The sequence below is a fragment of the Pseudodesulfovibrio sediminis genome, assembly GCF_020886695.1.
Classification (GTDB): Bacteria; Desulfobacterota; Desulfovibrionia; order Desulfovibrionales; family Desulfovibrionaceae; genus Pseudodesulfovibrio; species Pseudodesulfovibrio sediminis.
Genome location: NZ_AP024485.1, coordinates 2,101,957 through 2,117,298, shown reverse-complemented (window position 1 = coordinate 2,117,298; position 15,342 = coordinate 2,101,957). Strand labels below are relative to the sequence as shown.

12 protein-coding genes, 1 pseudogene and 1 riboswitch are annotated in these 15,342 nt (G+C 52.9%); of the genes and pseudogenes, 7 read left to right on the top strand and 6 right to left on the bottom strand.

Translation table 11 applies throughout. The features are described from left to right. Positions 1–2: 2 nt before the first annotated feature. Entirely contained in the window at positions 3–1,781 is a 1,779-nt protein-coding gene (locus SRBAKS_RS10195) for a ShlB/FhaC/HecB family hemolysin secretion/activation protein (RefSeq protein ID WP_229590772.1), read from the bottom strand. A 91-nt stretch (positions 1,782–1,872) separates the two neighbouring features. Continuing rightward, positions 1,873–1,951: riboswitch (cyclic di-GMP riboswitch) on the bottom strand. A 679-nt stretch (positions 1,952–2,630) separates the two neighbouring features. On the opposite strand from SRBAKS_RS10195, the gene SRBAKS_RS10190 reads away from it, so the two are divergent. Then, positions 2,631–3,776 carry a GGDEF domain-containing protein gene (locus SRBAKS_RS10190; protein WP_229590771.1) on the top strand — a complete coding sequence of 382 codons (1,146 nt, stop codon included), beginning with the start codon at positions 2,631–2,633 and terminating at the stop codon, positions 3,774–3,776. Positions 3,777–3,783: 7 nt separating this feature from the next. On the opposite strand, the gene SRBAKS_RS10185 is transcribed toward SRBAKS_RS10190, so the two are convergent. Then, a complete protein-coding gene (locus SRBAKS_RS10185) occupies positions 3,784–4,794 on the bottom strand; it encodes a DUF3089 domain-containing protein (RefSeq protein WP_229590770.1) in 1,011 nt (336 codons plus the stop codon). After that, entirely contained in the window at positions 4,787–5,950 is a 1,164-nt protein-coding gene (locus tag SRBAKS_RS10180; protein WP_229590769.1) for a DegT/DnrJ/EryC1/StrS family aminotransferase, read from the bottom strand. Before SRBAKS_RS10180 ends, SRBAKS_RS10185 begins: the two co-directional genes overlap by 8 nt. A gap of 217 nt (positions 5,951–6,167) precedes the next feature. Here SRBAKS_RS10180 and SRBAKS_RS10175 point away from each other — a divergent pair, with 217 nt between their 5' ends. From SRBAKS_RS10175 to SRBAKS_RS10160, 4 genes are all read left to right on the top strand, one after another. Beyond that, positions 6,168–6,800, top strand: coding sequence for a hypothetical protein (locus SRBAKS_RS10175; protein WP_229590768.1), 633 nt, complete (start codon positions 6,168–6,170; stop codon positions 6,798–6,800). A gap of 169 nt (positions 6,801–6,969) precedes the next feature. Beyond that, positions 6,970–7,320 (top strand): phosphoribosyl-AMP cyclohydrolase, encoded by a 351-nt coding sequence (gene hisI / locus SRBAKS_RS10170; protein WP_229596949.1) that lies wholly within the window; start codon positions 6,970–6,972, stop codon positions 7,318–7,320. Beyond that, a complete protein-coding gene (hisG, locus tag SRBAKS_RS10165; protein ID WP_229590767.1) occupies positions 7,320–8,198 on the top strand; it encodes an ATP phosphoribosyltransferase in 879 nt (292 codons plus the stop codon). The genes hisI and hisG overlap by 1 nt, the downstream gene beginning before the upstream one ends. 255 nt (positions 8,199–8,453) lie before the next feature. Continuing rightward, entirely contained in the window at positions 8,454–8,825 is a 372-nt protein-coding gene (locus tag SRBAKS_RS10160) for a hypothetical protein (protein WP_229590766.1), read from the top strand. Between the two features lie 10 nt (positions 8,826–8,835). Here the strand turns inward: SRBAKS_RS10160 and SRBAKS_RS10155 are convergent. Then, positions 8,836–9,820 (bottom strand): annotated as a pseudogene (locus SRBAKS_RS10155) (IS1595 family transposase). An 894-nt stretch (positions 9,821–10,714) separates the two neighbouring features. Here SRBAKS_RS10155 and SRBAKS_RS10150 point away from each other — a divergent pair. Both SRBAKS_RS10150 and rfaE2 read left to right on the top strand, forming a co-directional pair. Next, positions 10,715–11,509 carry a YkgJ family cysteine cluster protein gene (locus tag SRBAKS_RS10150; RefSeq protein ID WP_229590764.1) on the top strand — a complete coding sequence of 265 codons (795 nt, stop codon included), beginning with the start codon at positions 10,715–10,717 and terminating at the stop codon, positions 11,507–11,509. A gap of 12 nt (positions 11,510–11,521) precedes the next feature. After that, positions 11,522–12,004 carry a D-glycero-beta-D-manno-heptose 1-phosphate adenylyltransferase gene (rfaE2, locus tag SRBAKS_RS10145; protein WP_229590763.1) on the top strand — a complete coding sequence of 161 codons (483 nt, stop codon included), beginning with the start codon at positions 11,522–11,524 and terminating at the stop codon, positions 12,002–12,004. A gap of 318 nt (positions 12,005–12,322) precedes the next feature. Here the strand turns inward: rfaE2 and SRBAKS_RS10140 are convergent, their stop codons facing one another. Together SRBAKS_RS10140 and SRBAKS_RS10135 are read right to left on the bottom strand one after the other, a co-directional pair. Further along, on the bottom strand, positions 12,323–14,752 hold the full coding sequence (locus SRBAKS_RS10140) for a glycosyltransferase (RefSeq protein ID WP_229590762.1): 2,430 nt from the start codon (positions 14,750–14,752) through the stop codon (positions 12,323–12,325). Positions 14,753–14,779: 27 nt separating this feature from the next. After that, complete coding sequence (locus tag SRBAKS_RS10135) at positions 14,780–15,127, bottom strand: TraR/DksA family transcriptional regulator (RefSeq protein WP_229590761.1); 348 nt, start codon at positions 15,125–15,127, stop codon at positions 14,780–14,782. Between the last annotated feature and the right edge of the window lie 215 nt (positions 15,128–15,342).

The window sequence follows — 15,342 nt, the reverse complement described above, 5'->3', positions numbered from 1 at the left end:
TCCTAAAACATCACGGTCAAGGCACTATAAATTTCAAGGTCTTCTTTTTCTAGAAAATTGGGTGCGGCTATCGCCTTGGCGAAAGTCACATGGGCGCTCAATTCCCCCAAAGTCCTCAAGCCCAAGGCAACCCCTTGCAAGTGGCCGCGCTCGTATGGATCGTTCTTGTCGTGGAGGATCATCCCGTAGTCGTATCCAGCAAATAAATCACAAGCCGATATCTTGTCGGTGCCGTAGCTCTGCAAGGGCAATCGCCAAGAGAGATCGTTGCGTATGTAACCCCCGCTATCCCCACTCAGGCTGTCGGTCGAAAATCCTCGAACCGTATAGCGGCTACCGATAGACATTCTTTCTGCGCTGTACAAAGTGTCGCCACTGTATTGGGTACGAAGGGTCGAACTCCACATCAAGGATTGACCGGCGAAATAAATGGGATGGTAATAGCTCAGAGTCCCTTCCCATTTCTCGTATTTTGGGGTGGGAACATCGTCACCAGCAAGCGGCTCAGAGGAACCCAAGAAGTCTGCGCCCCAGTGATATTCGAGGCCAACGCTTAGCGATCCGCCCAGCAGACGGCGGGCGTGACTGGCTTTGAGGCCGACATCGGTGGTTTCGTAGCTGCTGGCCACCAGACGGACGCCTTCAATCCTGCTCTCCACCTCACGATGCTCCACGCCGATTCCCAAAGACGTCTTGCTGTCAGCGTCGCGATGAATGACGCGGTCAATTCCCACGGATTGAAAGTTGGTCTCACCATCATTTGAAAATTCCTGTGTCGTGCCCATAAGACTGGTGGCATAATTGAATTTGCTGACGAATGTATTAATTGTCCAATAGCCGAGGGGCACAGACCAAGAAGCAAAAATACTATTGCTGTTCTTTGCTTGTTTGGAGTCTTCCCAAGGCATAGGCGTGGCCGAATAGTTCAGGGAAAGCATATCGCTAATTCCGATGAAGTTATCCTTGTCAAATTGTAGGGAATATTGGTTCCTACCCGTGGAATCCATGCCGGAATCATCCCAGCCAAATGATATCCGCCAGCTCTTGGCGGGCTCATTGGTAATGGCAACTATACTTAGCCCTGGATTGCTACCAGGCACGAGTTTCATTGTTGCGTTGTTTGAAGACAAACGATTGAACTGATCCAATCCCTGCTCAAGGTCGCGAAGATTGAGTGGATCTCCTTTAAGCCCCATGAATGGGCCTAGAAGTTGATATTGCCTGGCCTTACCGTCGTTTAAACGGATATCTTCAATTCGTCCCTCAATAACCTTGAGCTCAAGTTCGCCGCTAGAAATGTCCTGTTCCGGCAGATAGGCCCGGGAGGTTACATATCCACGTCCAACATATTCATTGGTAATGGCTCTGAGCAATTCATTAATATCCGCCAAGCCCAGACAGCGCCCTTTGTATTCACTGGTCAAATCATCAATGGTACTGGATGGGATCAACGTTACGCCGGTCACATTGATTGAACGGATATCGAAACAAGTCGTACTGTCCAAGGGGGGCACAGGTGGCTCTTGCTTGAGATCAAGACCTGAAGGAGGTTGCTTGGTTTGTTGTTCGAGTTGTTCCTGCTGCAGGCGTCGTCGTTGTTCTTCCCGCTGCTGAATCTGCTGTTGCTGCCGGATGGCGTCGTCAATGGGGGCACCGCAGCAAAGGCTGGGGGCAAACAGCGCGATACACAAAAGAAGATAGAATGCAAGTTGTCGGCTGCAGCGAGTGCCTCCACCGTGCTTTCTCTTGTGAGAAAAAACAAATCCCCGCTCTTTGACCACAGCAATATCCTCGCCGCTTGCCGCATGGCAAGCTCGGTTAGGCCAAAATTTAGAGTATGAAAGGAGAATAGAAGCTATGACGCAACTTCTCTGCGGCAACCCGGCTGTCTTCAATCAGAAGACCCGTGGCTTTCCGTCTCCGCCTCACGACGAATTTGGCTTTTTTACTGGTATCAGATGGGCAACTCCACCCCGGAACAACCATCTTTCAAGGAGTGATTACTATGTTTGGATAAAGCCAATAGTCAACCTGTTTTTAGTAACTTTTCTGTGGAATTGTCAGCGAATCAATATAATGCTTTGATATGTTGAATATTTCTTTGTGAAAAAAAACTCAGAAGTATACGCTGATCACGATCAGAGTTACAATCCCCTATCATTAATTCTTGAATATGCGGTTCTGTCTGATATAGTGCCGCTCCAATACAACGAGACTATTTTTTTTGCATAGCTCCTATTGGTAACACCAAGCCTACTTCCAATTAAAAACTTTATTACTTTGAAAACTGTGGGCAATCCATGTTCACAGCCTCATGATTTAAAGACTTTATTAATTTATCCCTTCCACAACTCCCGAAATAAAAGAGATACTGGTTGCTCAAGTTAAAAACTTTATTACTCGCCCACAAGAGGCCCGGGGGGGGGGTGTCCTTCGGGCCTCTGTCATGGATAACCAAGCATACTCATTGACAGATAAATTTCTCCTTGTATGATGTGAAAAAGATACCCATGTTCACTCTTCACCTCTGAAAAAGGGAACATTCCATGCGGATGCAGACGAAACTCATTTTGGCGTTTGTTTTTATAGGCTTATTCAGTTGCGGTATTGTCGGGTACATCGACTATTATATGGTGAAAAGCGATTTTCAGGAGGTCTCCAGAACTCGTGTTTTCGCATCGTTTCAGGAGGATGTACTCGGGTACATCGGACTGTACGGCGGCTTGAAAGAAGCGTTGGCATCCGAAGAATTTGACACCTATGTGCGTCGAAATCATCGACTGCAACAGGACAAACGGCCCCCTGCGAAGGGGACACCGCCTTTGGTGGACAGGTGGGAGCAGCCTCCATTCAAACTCCTGCTTCTGGATGCGGACGGTGTGGTCGTCATGCCCGCCGGAGGGCTGAAGGTGGGAGAAAAGGTGTCGGCTGCCGTCATGGAGGAAGCCGTTCCCATCGAGTTGAAGGGAGAGGTTGTCGCGCTTGGTTCAACTATCGGAGATGAGGTCTTTACCCCTCAGGACATGCGCTATCTCGGCGCGGTGAAGCAATCACTGATTCGGGGCGCCCTTATAGCGATAGGGCTGTCGTTGGTCCTTGGAGTGGTGTTTGGCCGACGTTTGAGCAAGGCCGTCACCGACCTGACGACCGCGGTCAAGCTCATGCATGAACATCGTGAAGAGGTCTGGCAGGTGGAGGTCACTTCCAATGACGAGTTGGGCGAGCTGGCGGAGTCATTTAACGAAATGAATGTGGAGTTGGCCCGGGCGCATACGGAGTTGCGGGAGCTGGCGATCAAGGACCCGCTCACCGGCCTGTACAATCGTCGTCATTTTGATGAACAGGCCATGCACTACTACGAAAGCGCAACCCGGTATGAACAACCCCTGTCAGTCATGGTCGGTGATCTGGATCATTTCAAGCAGATCAATGATACATTTTCGCACGAGATCGGCGATCTGGTTCTGGAAAAAGTGGCCGAACTGTTTGAAAAGAATACCCGCAAGAGTGATGTCGTGGCCCGGTATGGCGGCGAAGAGTTCGTGGTGCTCTTTGCTCATACCAACAAGGAACATGCCGCAGTGTCCTGCGAGAATATTCGGCAGGCCATTGAAGCATATCCGTGGGAGGAATATCATCCCGATCTCAAGGTGACACTTTCCATGGGGTTATGCGATGCCACGATTCTCGGATCTGTCAGTTCCATGATTTCACAGGCTGACAAGTTGCTGTATCAAGCCAAATCAGAGGGCAGAAATCGGCTTGTGAAGGGCTAGCCCCAGCCTACTTCCCGTTACCCATGGCCTTGATGCGTCGGGCGGCGTTCTGTTTCAGGTTTTCATAGAAGATGGAGAAGTCGTACACATGGTACACCCCGGCCGGGAAGGGCGGCGGTGAGCTGTTGACGAATTCGGGCTGTATGGGTTGTACCACCAGACCGGAGTCCTTGCCCTGTGCCGAGGAAAAGTGGGCGACCTCAGTGGTGGTCCCATCCGCGTTGAAGAACTTTGCCCCCAGATTGAGCGAGGCTGGCGCAAACGCGTCGTCAGTGGTCCACGTGAGCGGATTGGTCACGATGGCGTCCTGGCGAATGCTGGGCGCGACCTTTTGCCGTCCTTCAGCAACGGTATTGTATGAGATAAAGCAATTGATCTGACTCGCGTTCTCGCACATTTTCAGGGCAGGATTGGCCTTGAGGTCACCATGGGTGATGGACCAGCCGAGGAAGTATCCGGCAATCATTTTGTTTTCATAACCGAGTGCACCCCAGTGCTTGAGCATCAGCTCCAGCAGGACTTTGGATCCCTGGCTGTGTCCGGCAAGGATGAACGGTCGCCCCTGATTCAGGTTCTGCATATAATAGGTGAAAGCCTGCCATATGTCATTGACGCCGTATTTCTTCAGAGCATCCTGGTCTGCTTCAGGCAGGGTGAGCGCTGCCATATTCATCTGGCGATAGTAGGGAGCAAAGAGATTGGCCTGATCCAGGAAAACACTGGCCTGTTTGGTAATGGTGTTGTGTGAGGCCTGCTGCATTTCCGGGAGGGTGAAATCCATGAGCCAGTGCTCGGAGTCGTGCAGAACAGTGGGGTACACCCAGAAGACATCCACTGGATGCTGTATTGAAGAAGCCTTGGCGAGCCAGCTTGCATCCTGTGCATAGTCTGGTTGAGCGGGAACAGAGTCAGGGCCAAAGGGTGGCAGTTCGGAATCAGCAAAGCAGAGTGTGCCAGTCAGCAGAAGTGCGAGAACGATGGCCAGAGTCGGGAGCAGACGAGACTGGAGGTTACGCATCAAGACATTCCTTTACGGCTGTGATGACGTCATTTACATCGTCATCGGTGAGTTTGGGGGACAGGGGCAGGCTGATGGTTTGACGCCCCAGGGCGACTGCCTGCGGAGTGTCCTCAAGCTTCCAGCCGAAACGCTCTTGATAGTATGGATGCTCGGGGATAGCCAGGTAGTGCACACCAGCGCCGATGTTTTCCTTGTTCAGGCGAACCAGAAGCTGATCGCGATCAATACCGGCGTATACCGGGTCAACCATGAGCGTATACAGGTGCCGTGCGTGGCGGGTGTCCGGTTCTTCGGGAGCAGGAGTACCGACTGGCATAGGGGCAAAGGCTTCCTGATACATGTCCCATATCTCGCAGCGGCGTTTGAAGTTTTCCTCCACCCGTGCAAGCTGATGGATGCCGATGGCGGCCTGGATGTCCATCATGTTGTATTTGAATCCGGCATGAACAACCTGATAATGCTTGTAGCCTTCGTCCGAGAACCGTTTCCAGGCGTCGGCGGACATGCCGTGCAGGCCGAGAATCTTGACGTTTTTGATGTCCTCCTCGGCCTTGGCCACGACCATGCCGCCCTCACCGGTGCAGACGTTTTTGGTTACGTAGAAGGAGAAGCAACCGAAATCACCGAATGTCCCGGCATGCTGCCCCTTGTAGGTGGTTTCAATGGCGTGCGCGCAATCCTCCACGACCTTCAGATTGAATTCGCGGGCAATGGCCATGATGTCGTCCATGTCGCAGGAACGGCCGGCAAAGTGGACGGGCAGGATGGCGCGGGTGCGATCCGTGATCTTCTCGCGGATGGAGGCCGGGTCAATGTTCTGGGTGACCGGGTTCACATCCGCAAGCACCGGGGTGCATCCGGCATGGATGATTGCGTTTACGGACGCGCAGAAGGTCAGCGGGGTGGTGATGACTTCATCGCCGGGTTGCAGCCCGAGGGCCACCAGAGAGAGGTGCAGCGCGGCCGTGCACGAGTTGCAGGCAGCGGAATGTCCATCGCCCAGATAGGCGGAAAAATCTTTTTCGAACTGTGCCACCTTTGGGCCGGTGCCAAGCCAGCCTGACTCCATGGACGCCACGACTTCATCTATCTCCGCCTGCTCGATAAGGGGCGATCCGAAAACCAGAAAAGTATCTTTTGAACGAACGGGCATGTTCGCAGTGCTCCTGTAAGAGGTTATGTGAAGCGAGATTTATCAGATAATGTGGAGGGGGTAAATGTTGACCGTGGAGTGAAAAGTCAGATACGAAAGTTGCATATTTCTGATTGCGTATCCAAATTCATTCGGTACTCTTCTCATAGGGTCGGCGGTCTGGGGCCGACATCCAACATGTGAAAAGCTGCTATCACTTTAATACCAAGGGAATACAATGGATTCGATGCTGTCTGGTGCCGTCATTTTCGGAATGATCGTTCTCGCGGTCCTGATTCTTGCTTTTATCATAGCCCGAGATGGGCGGCGGGCTTCGGATTACTCCGGCAAAGGGGTGGGGCGGGCGACTGGCTATCAGGCCAAGAACGATGCCGCGAAATTACGCGTCCGCAGCTACAAGGTGATGCACAGCAAGCCTCGGATAACACCAAACGCAACGCGGAAACCCCGGGAGCGTATCGAAGTCGCCATGTCTCGGTCGTATGAACAGGAGCCGCTCGCTTCTGAGTCGACAATTGGGACCGATGCGGTAGCTCCTCCTGAACAGGAACCCGTTTCGACAGAGTTTGTATTCGAAGATATGAGTCTTACCCGTATCCTGAAACGCAAAAAGGACAAGGCGAAGAATCAGAAGGGTGATGAAAAAAAACTCTCTCTCAAGCCGCTTGTCGCGGCAGTTGGATCGACAATACTTGCCATCGTTTGTTTTATTCTCAGCATATTGTTCGGTGACCGTGTGAAGGAGTTGCAGTTTTGGACATTCGTGCTGATGGGTTTTTTTGGCTGGTACGCATGGAAAAATATCAAGCTGATCGCTGCCTCTCTTAAAAATGAAGCGGAGTTGGATTAGTCCTTTTTTATTGCAGAACCCTTTCAGGCTGCGTCAATCCGGTGACATTGCCGGGCCACAGTTGCGCTTTGGCATTTCATTAGCTATATACCCACCCCGGCCCAATCTCGGGCCGAGCATTATACATCTGATACGAGGTACCGCTGTGATCAGACCAGATTTTGACAAAATGGACGGATTGGTTCCCGCCATTGCACAGGACGCCGAAACCGGCGAAGTCCTGATGATGGCCTACATGAATGAAGAATCCTGGGATAAGACCCTTGAAACCGGCGAGGTCCATTACTGGAGCCGCAGCCGCAAGACGCTATGGCATAAGGGCGGTACCTCTGGCCATACGCAGAAGGTGAAGTCCATCCGCATTGATTGCGATGACGACACCTTGGTGATTCTCATTGACCAGATCGGCGGCGCAGCCTGTCACAAGGGCTACCGCTCCTGTTTCTATCGCGAACTCAAAGACGGCGAAGTGAAAGAATGTTCGCCCTACGTCTTCGACCCCAAAGAGGTATATAAATAATGTCTGAACAATTTCTTCGACTCGGTGTCCCCAAAGGTTCTCTCCAGGATGCAACCATCAAGCTTTTCGAAAAAGCGGGCTGGAAAATCAAGCTGCACAATCGCAACTACTTCCCGGACATCGACGACGACCGTATCAAATGCTCCCTGGCACGCGCCCAGGAAATGTCCATGTATGTCGAGAACGGCACCTTTGATGTCGGTCTGACCGGCCTGGACTGGATCCGGGAAAACAAGTCCGATGTCGTGGTTGTGGATGATCTGATCTATTCCAAGGTCAGTAATCGCAAAGCCCGCTGGGTGCTCTGCGTCAATGGAGACTCCCCGTACCAGCGTCCCGAGGACCTGAACGGAAAGAAGATCTCCACTGAGCTCATGGGCTTTACCAAGGAATACTTTGCCTCCCAGGACATCGACGTTGATGTGTCCTTCTCCTGGGGCACCACCGAGGCCAAGGTCATTGAGGGATTGTGCGACGGTATCGTCGAGATCACAGAGACCGGCACCACCATCAAGGCAAATGGCCTGCGTATCATCGCAGAGCTGATGCAGACCAACACCCAGATCATCGCCAACAAGGAAGCCTGGGCCGATCCCAAGAAGCGCAAGCTCATCGAAGAGATCAACATGTTGCTTCAGGGCGCCCTGCGTGCTGGCAAGATGGTCGGCCTCAAGATGAACCTGCCCAAGGACAAGCTGGCTGACCTCAACGGTTCCCTGCCGTCTCTCAACTCCCCCACCGTGGCCGAGTTGCAGGACCCCAACTGGTTGTCCGTCGAGATCATGGTTGAGGAGATGATCGTTCGCGATCTGATCCCCAGACTGGTCGAGTTTGGTGCTGAGGGTATCATCGAGTATCCTTTGAACAAAGTCATCTAAGTGGATTGACCCTGTTTTCTGAATAGAAAGAATAAAAGAAAAGACCGGGAGGATAGTGTCCTTCCGGTCTTTTCTTTAGGCGGTTTTTAAGAAAAATGTTGCTTTATTAATCGCTATGAATAATGTGCTTTTAGTAAGATGAAATCAAGAACTCATGCGGTGGATATGAAGTCGAAAATCATGTGGTGGTGCCATGCTTTCATACAAAGCCTTAGATTAGTGCCTCATTCGACTCGGAAAACCAAAGGATTGTATATGGAGAAACAATTTTCAACATTAAAAGATAGGCCAACAGTTCGTATTGAGCTTACTCGAGACTCTGTCTGCGCTGGAGATGATTGTGATGCTCCTCACACCAAAAGGATTACACAGCCGTCATATACAGAGCCCATTCCTTTCATTTATTCTTTAGCTTCAGGCTATTTACCCTCAGTTAGTTATCACGAAAATGGGGTTTTGATTCCTAGTCATGGGCATACATGGGACTGTTTTTTCAATGGGAGATTAGTTGGAACAGTCTTAACAACAGGGATTATAGTGATCAAATCTGAAATAAGCTATGAAGAGACAAACAAGGCTAACTTTAGGTATAATTCTGGTGGAGTAAGAGAGCCGATTTATCTTTAACAGTGATTAACTAAGCCGCAGCTGACATTGGAAAGTCACTTGTGTGTAATTTCTGTGGCTTGCGACAAGCTGTCAATAATAGTTTCTCTCGCCTACTCCTGTCTCCCAAGTCTTTGCTTTGCTCCAACAGCTTGAACCAAAACAAATAATGATTCAGGTACTTGGTTGCCACCCCGTTGAAACGACGCATCCATTTCTTGAGCCGAGAGTGATAGCCGTTGGCCCTATGGATATGATAGATTCCCAATTTTGCGAATTCCCTTGTTCGGATTGATTGCAACATGCTCTCAGTGACAAGGATCGCATTGCTATCCAGGGCTGTGCCCCACAGAGGCATGAATTTTGGGAGGCGTTGTCCCGCCTTGGCCCGACGTCCTGCATACTATTCCGCCATCCCTTGAGATGGCTACCATTACGGCTACCTGCTCATTGGAGATTCCTCGCTTTGAGGCCTTGCCACCACGCTTACGTGGTTTTCTGATGGTCAGATTGCGTTTGCCCTTGAAGGATTCAAGAAAGTAGGTCTCGTCGGCCTCAACGATACCTGAAAGCAAATTGCCATCCCCCAATCGCAGCAAGGCGTTCAGCACCTTGTGCCGCCAGTAAAAGGCTGTCGGGATGCTGATTTCAAGTGCTTTGGCGCACTGCTTCAGGGTCTTCCCTTCGAGCATCAACTGGATATATTCCATCCAGCGCTCTGGGTAGTGAGTGCCAGCCATGGGTGTGCCGGTCCAATCATTGAAGGTTTTCCTACAGCTATAACAAAGGTAACGTTGCCGGTTATTGTAAGTCCCGTTGCGCTTAACCTTCTCGCCACCGCAGTGAGGGCAGGTGAAGCCTTCCGCGAATCTTGTTTCGCGTATGGCTTTCAAATGGTCAGAAATGGGAAGCAATTCACCAAGCATTCGTCTGATGTAGTTAAAGAAATCCCGCTGCCCCTCAGTATTCAGCCTTTCAAAAATCTGAATAAGTCCTGATATTTCCTTTTGCTGCATCGTATACCCCCTACAGTTACAATGAGCCGGATGCTTAAGACTTAAGACCGTTTACGTAAAAAGCAACAGTATATTTTAAAACCGCCTTTCTTTATGGGGAAGGAGGATTTCGTTTTTATTATGGTATGCGCGCTACGCGGTGATAGTTCAAACTAAATTTATTTAAAAGGTTTCGCCTTTACGGCGACCTGCTTTTTGCTAAGCGGCAAAAAGGAGGCAAAAAGCGCTTTTTTTGTCTGTGATCGAGGAAGTGACCCAAGAGCCTGTAGGCGACTCCACTGCCCGACAGGATGTCTGCCGCCGCAAACGCAGTCGGGCTGCGCTGCGTCGCCCGAGACAGGCTCTAAGGTTCGCTTCCGATTGCTCGTCACTGAAGAAGGTTCTTTTTTGGTGTGTGTGGCGTAGATTTTTAAGCTGTCGGTAGCCTAGTGGGCAGCCTTGGAAACCGAATGTTTTTTGCTCAATTCGTTCTAACATAGCCCTGTTTGTAAGGCTTAGAAGTTGACAACGAAAGGGCAGCGGCTCCGGTTAGGCTATTCGAATGCATCAACTCACCCCGGCGAGTTACGGGAAGGACAACCTATTATTACTCCAGCATGGAGCTTTTTGCGTCTCTTTTTGCTCCTCACAAAGAGACCGCCGCCCGCGAAGGGCATGGAATGATTTGGGTGGCGTCTGCCACCCAACAATGGCTCTCGCACCGCAGGTGCGCTTCTTCATTCTTCATCGCTGCCAAGGTCAGCTTCCATATATCAAAAAGGCCCGCTGTCCGAAGCAACCCAGGCAGAACGCTCCCTTTGCGTTCTGTCCGCTCTGGTGCTAGGAAAAGCCACCGGCTGATGGCGGATATCCTCACCGGAAAAGAATTGGGGCGAGCGCCCCGGAGAATACACCATGCACAGTGATGAAACCAAGGAATTCCTCGACTCCCTGCCGGAGCTTGAGGAAGGCAAGACATATTGCTTCAAATGCTACCCCGGAATCGAGTGCTTCAATGCCTGCTGCTCCGATCTCGACATGATTCTGACGCCCTACGATATCCTGCGTATGCGCTCGGCACTCAAGATGTCCAGCATCGATTTTCTGCGCGTCCACACCACCGGCCATCGCGCACCTGACACCAACTTTCCGGTGTTCAAGTTCCGTATGACCGATAGCGCCGCCCGCACCTGCGCATTTGTCACTGAACAGGGCTGTCGTATCTACGAAGATCGTCCCGGTGCCTGTCGCATGTACCCGCTGGGTCGCGCCACCAAGCCCGATGGCAAAGGCGGCGTTAGCGAACAATTCTTCATCGTCAAGGAAGACCACTGTCGCGGTTTTCTCGAAAAGGACGAATGGACCGGTGCTTCATGGAAAGAAGATCAGGGATTCAGAGAGTATACGGCCAGCAATGACCGCTATATGAACATCCTCTCCCGCGTCAAACAGGGTGGCCATCCCGTGTCCGACAAGATGAGCCACATGGCGACTCTTGCCATGTATAAAATCGACGAGTTTCAGCGGTTCATCGAAAAAATGCAGCTCTTCGCCCGTGTCGAAGTGGATGAAAAACGTCAGAAAGCCATACTTGAAGACGAGTTCGTCTGTCTCTCGTTCGCCATGGACTGGTTCGAGCTGATGCTCTTCCACGACACCAGTAAGCTCAAACCCAAGAACGTGCCCACTCGCACGGCCTGCGGCAAATAACAGGAAACTATCATGTCCTTACCGGAAAACTCCAAACTCATGTCCATCCGTACCTTCCTCAAAAGGAAGGCGGATTTCATGCCCGGCCACAAGCTCGTGTTCACCAATGGCTGCTTTGATATCCTGCATGCCGGTCACGTGGACCTGCTCACGCGCGCCCGCGCCCTTGGCGACAGCCTCATTCTCGGCCTCAACTCCGACGAGTCCGTCAAGATGCTCGGCAAAGGCGATGACCGCCCTCTCAACAGCCAGGAAGAACGCGCTTTTGTCCTCGCTGGTCTGACCTGCGTGGATTATATCGTCATCTTTCACGAATCCACGCCCCTTGAGCTGATCAAGGCGTGCCGCCCGCAAGTCCTCGTCAAAGGCGGAGACTGGGCGGTCGATGCCATCGTTGGCGCGGATGTCGTTGAAAAAGCCGGTGGCCAGGTGCACAGCCTGCCGCTGCTTGAAGGCTACTCCACAACAGGCTTTCTGGAGAAAATCCGGGGCTAGGAGCGACCAGCCCTGAACCCGCTCAAGGCCGAGGGCCTGAGCCTCCCGGTACGCCTTTGACAAGGCAGCCCGTCAGCCACAAGCCGGTTGGCAAATCGGGAAACGGAATACAACTATTCGGCGCATCATGCTAAGTCATGATGCGCCTTTTTTTATCTCCGTGAATACGAAAGTTTTTTACTTCCGCCGGACCTTCGACAACAAACCTTCCCGCTCTCCCACATCCTCGCCTACGGCGCACCAAACAGTTTTGGAGATTCGTAAGACCCTTTTCAAAAGGTTCTTACGCCGCCGGAGGCATCTTCTCCTTTTGCACGCTTACGCCGCGACGTGATCGCCGAATATTTCCCAGGTTTTCAGAAAGGTGGCGTCAAAGGTGCGGTTCTCGACATGTGCCCGCGCCTTGAGCCGCATGTATTCGATGCGTTCCGGCGTATCGACCATGTGGATGATGGCGCGGAGCAGCGAGTCGGGGTTGTTTGCGGGGATGATGAGTCCGGTCTCATTGGGCAGGACGTTCTCGGCGGGGCCGCCCTTGTCTGTGACGATGACAGGCAGTCCCGAGGCCTGTGCTTCGAGGACCACGTTGCCGAAGGTGTCGGTTGCGGACGGGAACACGAACAGGTCTGCGGAGGCGTATGCCTGGGTGAGCGCTTCACCTTTGAGCACGCCGGTGAAGGTCACGGGCGCGTTCCTGAGTTGCCGCTGCATGGTCTTGAGATAGGGACCGTCTCCGACCACGATGAGCTGGAGCGAGTTGCGCATTTTGGAGACTTTTTTGAAGGCTTCGGTGAGCACATCAAGCCCTTTTTCCTGTGACACGCGGCCCACGTAGAGGAGCTTGATGCGGGAGCCGACATTGAAGGTGTTGTAAAAGCCGTTCCGTTTGTTCGGATGGAACCGTTCGGTGTCCACGCCGCGGGGATAGGTGACGATCTTTTCCGGGTCGATACCGCGATCAGCCAGCTCGAACTTGGTGGCTTCCGAGGGGGCGTAGATGACCTGCATCTGGTTGTAGAACCAGCTCATGTAGCGCCAGCAACCGTCTTCGAGGGTGGCGTCTTCGGTTATCGCGCCCACGTATTCCGGGAAGGCAGTGTGATAGGTGCCGTGGAAGGGCAGCTTCAGGATTTGGGCAATCGCCAGGGCGGCCAGTCCGACCGGGCCGGGGGTGGCGGCCAGGATGCAATCGTATTCCTGCTCGAAGCAATGTGTGAGCATGTCGAGAAAGGGCGGATAGGAGAGGACGATTTCGGGGTAATCCGGGATGGTGAATCGGCCTACCGGTTCAAAAGAGACGGCGCCTGGCACGTCTGCCGAGGCTCCGCAGGTAATGACGGTCATGTCCTTTCCGTGGCGCGCGACCATGGCGAGCTGCTGGCGTATGGTCCGGGCCACGCCATTGATCTCGTCAAAGGTGTCGGTGAAGTGGGCGATCTTGAGGTCCTGCGATGAGCGGTCGTCCTTTTTGCGAAACCGGGCAAGGCAGTCGCGGGAGAATTTTCGTTCCGTGGAGAAGAGATCATAGCCCACGAAGTAGGGGGCCAGGAGCGTGTAGAGCGACCCGGCAGAGCCTATGGAATGGAAGACGTCAAAGAGATTGGCACCGAGTACGGAGTTGAGAATACGGTCCGCGAACTGGGCGAGCACCCGGTTGGCGGCCATGGAAACGAACCGCGCCCATTCCTTTTCGAGGACGATGACATCGTCGATCTTGCCACGCGCGATTTTCATGAGCGTGGGGTCGTGGGCGATAATGTCCCCGGCCTCCTTGAGCAGCATCTCCTGGACGGAGTCGTTGGGGCCGAGTTCGCGGTGCAGGGTGGCCTTGCCGCGCCCGATGATGCGCTGGAAGAGCGAGGTGATGGAGGGTTTTTCCTCCTTCCCCGGAGAGAGTACGGATTTGATGAACCGGAAGCAGAGGTGTTCGGTGGCTTCCGGGCGCAGTGTGCCCATGCGCGAACGGTAGAACTGGTAGCCGATGCCGTAGAGGTTGTGCGCCATGGTTCTGGGCGTGGCTGCCGTGCCGCCGGGGGCGCAGGTGTGCGTGCGGATGCCGTTGATGACGGAGGTCACGTTTGTTTTGCCTGTGAATCGGGTATACATGCGCGCGATGTTGAGGGAGCTGTGGTCGTCCGAACCGCCGGTAAGCCCTTTTTCCCACGGGGTCTCGCCATGAGGCGCGATGTCGTAGGTGTTGGCGAGCCGCTCCATGTCCACCGGGGTCAGGCGGGTGAGGATGCTGCGCAGGGTCTGGTTCTGGCGTGCATCACGGGTGCCGTTCTCCTCGAACACGTCAAAGAGGAGAAGCGCCTGCTCGAAGTGAGCGGGCGTCAGTCGGTCATTCACTCCGAAGAGCGGATGGGCCAGGACATGTGTGATGCGGGTTTCACGCAGGTAGGGGACCAGCTCGAACACGTTGTCGCGGTAGTGCTGGATATCCTCATGCTGCGCCTCGGTTATGTTGTAGGCGAGCACATGGAGCTTGCATTTGTCTTCCGGGAAGTAGGTGGTGATCTCTTCGGAGATGAAGGAGTTCGGCAGATGCGCAATTTCAAGCGAACCGGCAATGGTGTTGTGGTCGGTGATGGTGACCATGTCCATGCCGCGTGCGCACGCCCTGTTGTAGAGGGCGATAGGCTCCGTGAAGCTTTCCGGGCATCCGATCTTTTGCAGCAGCCACTGTGAAGGACGGGTGGAAAACCTGGAATGGACGTGCATGTCCACTTTGAATGTGAAATCAGCCATTGATGTTCTCCGCGTGAGGCGCTGAGGTTAAGCGCAGCGTGTCAGGCCGTCTTCGATGGCGGACTGGCAGCAGACGCACAGTCTGGTCGACGGATTGGCCTTGAGCCGGGCTACGCCGATATCGTCACCACATTCTTCGCACACGCCGTACTCGGTCTCGGACAGACGTTTGAGGGCGGTTTCCAGTTCGAGGATACGGACCGACCTGCGATGCTGTATGGCCACGTTCACCCCCTGCTGGGTCAGTTGGGTGGCGAAGTCGGTTTCGTCCGGGCAGTTCTCGACCGTCAGCACGGTCGACTTTGCCTGTTCCGTCACGGCGTGAAGTCCTTGAATCAGATGCGTCTTGATTTCTTTCAGTTGATGCTGGGTCATGGATGCCTCCTGATGTGGATTGTGTGTTGTCCTTTCCTACGGCTTCCTCGTACAGAGTGAATGGCACTTGAGTTACAAGCATTCGACAATTTTGTGTGGGGGGTCGCCTTCTTAATTCATGGACGAAGGCAGCAAACACGGGTACTCTCGATACTTTGGAAAACGCTCTGAAAAAAATGGGCCTGTTAACTCTAGAGAATATCAAGACTTGTTTG

Excerpts from the sequence above, each read along its gene's own strand:
- SRBAKS_RS10190 (WP_229590771.1), top strand. The coding sequence starts at position 2,631 with ATGGTGAAAAGCGATTTTCAGGAGGTCTCCAGAACTCGTGTTTTCGCA.
- SRBAKS_RS10185 (WP_229590770.1), bottom strand. The coding sequence starts at position 4,794 with ATGCGTAACCTCCAGTCTCGTCTGCTCCCGACTCTGGCCATCGTTCTC.
- SRBAKS_RS10180 (WP_229590769.1), bottom strand. The coding sequence starts at position 5,950 with ATGCCCGTTCGTTCAAAAGATACTTTTCTGGTTTTCGGATCGCCCCTT.
- SRBAKS_RS10175 (WP_229590768.1), top strand. The coding sequence starts at position 6,168 with ATGGATTCGATGCTGTCTGGTGCCGTCATTTTCGGAATGATCGTTCTC.
- hisI (WP_229596949.1), top strand. The coding sequence starts at position 6,970 with ATGGACGGATTGGTTCCCGCCATTGCACAGGACGCCGAAACCGGCGAA.
- hisG (WP_229590767.1), top strand. The coding sequence starts at position 7,320 with ATGTCTGAACAATTTCTTCGACTCGGTGTCCCCAAAGGTTCTCTCCAG.
- SRBAKS_RS10160 (WP_229590766.1), top strand. The coding sequence starts at position 8,454 with ATGGAGAAACAATTTTCAACATTAAAAGATAGGCCAACAGTTCGTATT.
- SRBAKS_RS10150 (WP_229590764.1), top strand. The coding sequence starts at position 10,715 with ATGCACAGTGATGAAACCAAGGAATTCCTCGACTCCCTGCCGGAGCTT.
- rfaE2 (WP_229590763.1), top strand. The coding sequence starts at position 11,522 with ATGTCCTTACCGGAAAACTCCAAACTCATGTCCATCCGTACCTTCCTC.
- SRBAKS_RS10140 (WP_229590762.1), bottom strand. The coding sequence starts at position 14,752 with ATGGCTGATTTCACATTCAAAGTGGACATGCACGTCCATTCCAGGTTT.
- SRBAKS_RS10135 (WP_229590761.1), bottom strand. The coding sequence starts at position 15,127 with ATGACCCAGCATCAACTGAAAGAAATCAAGACGCATCTGATTCAAGGA.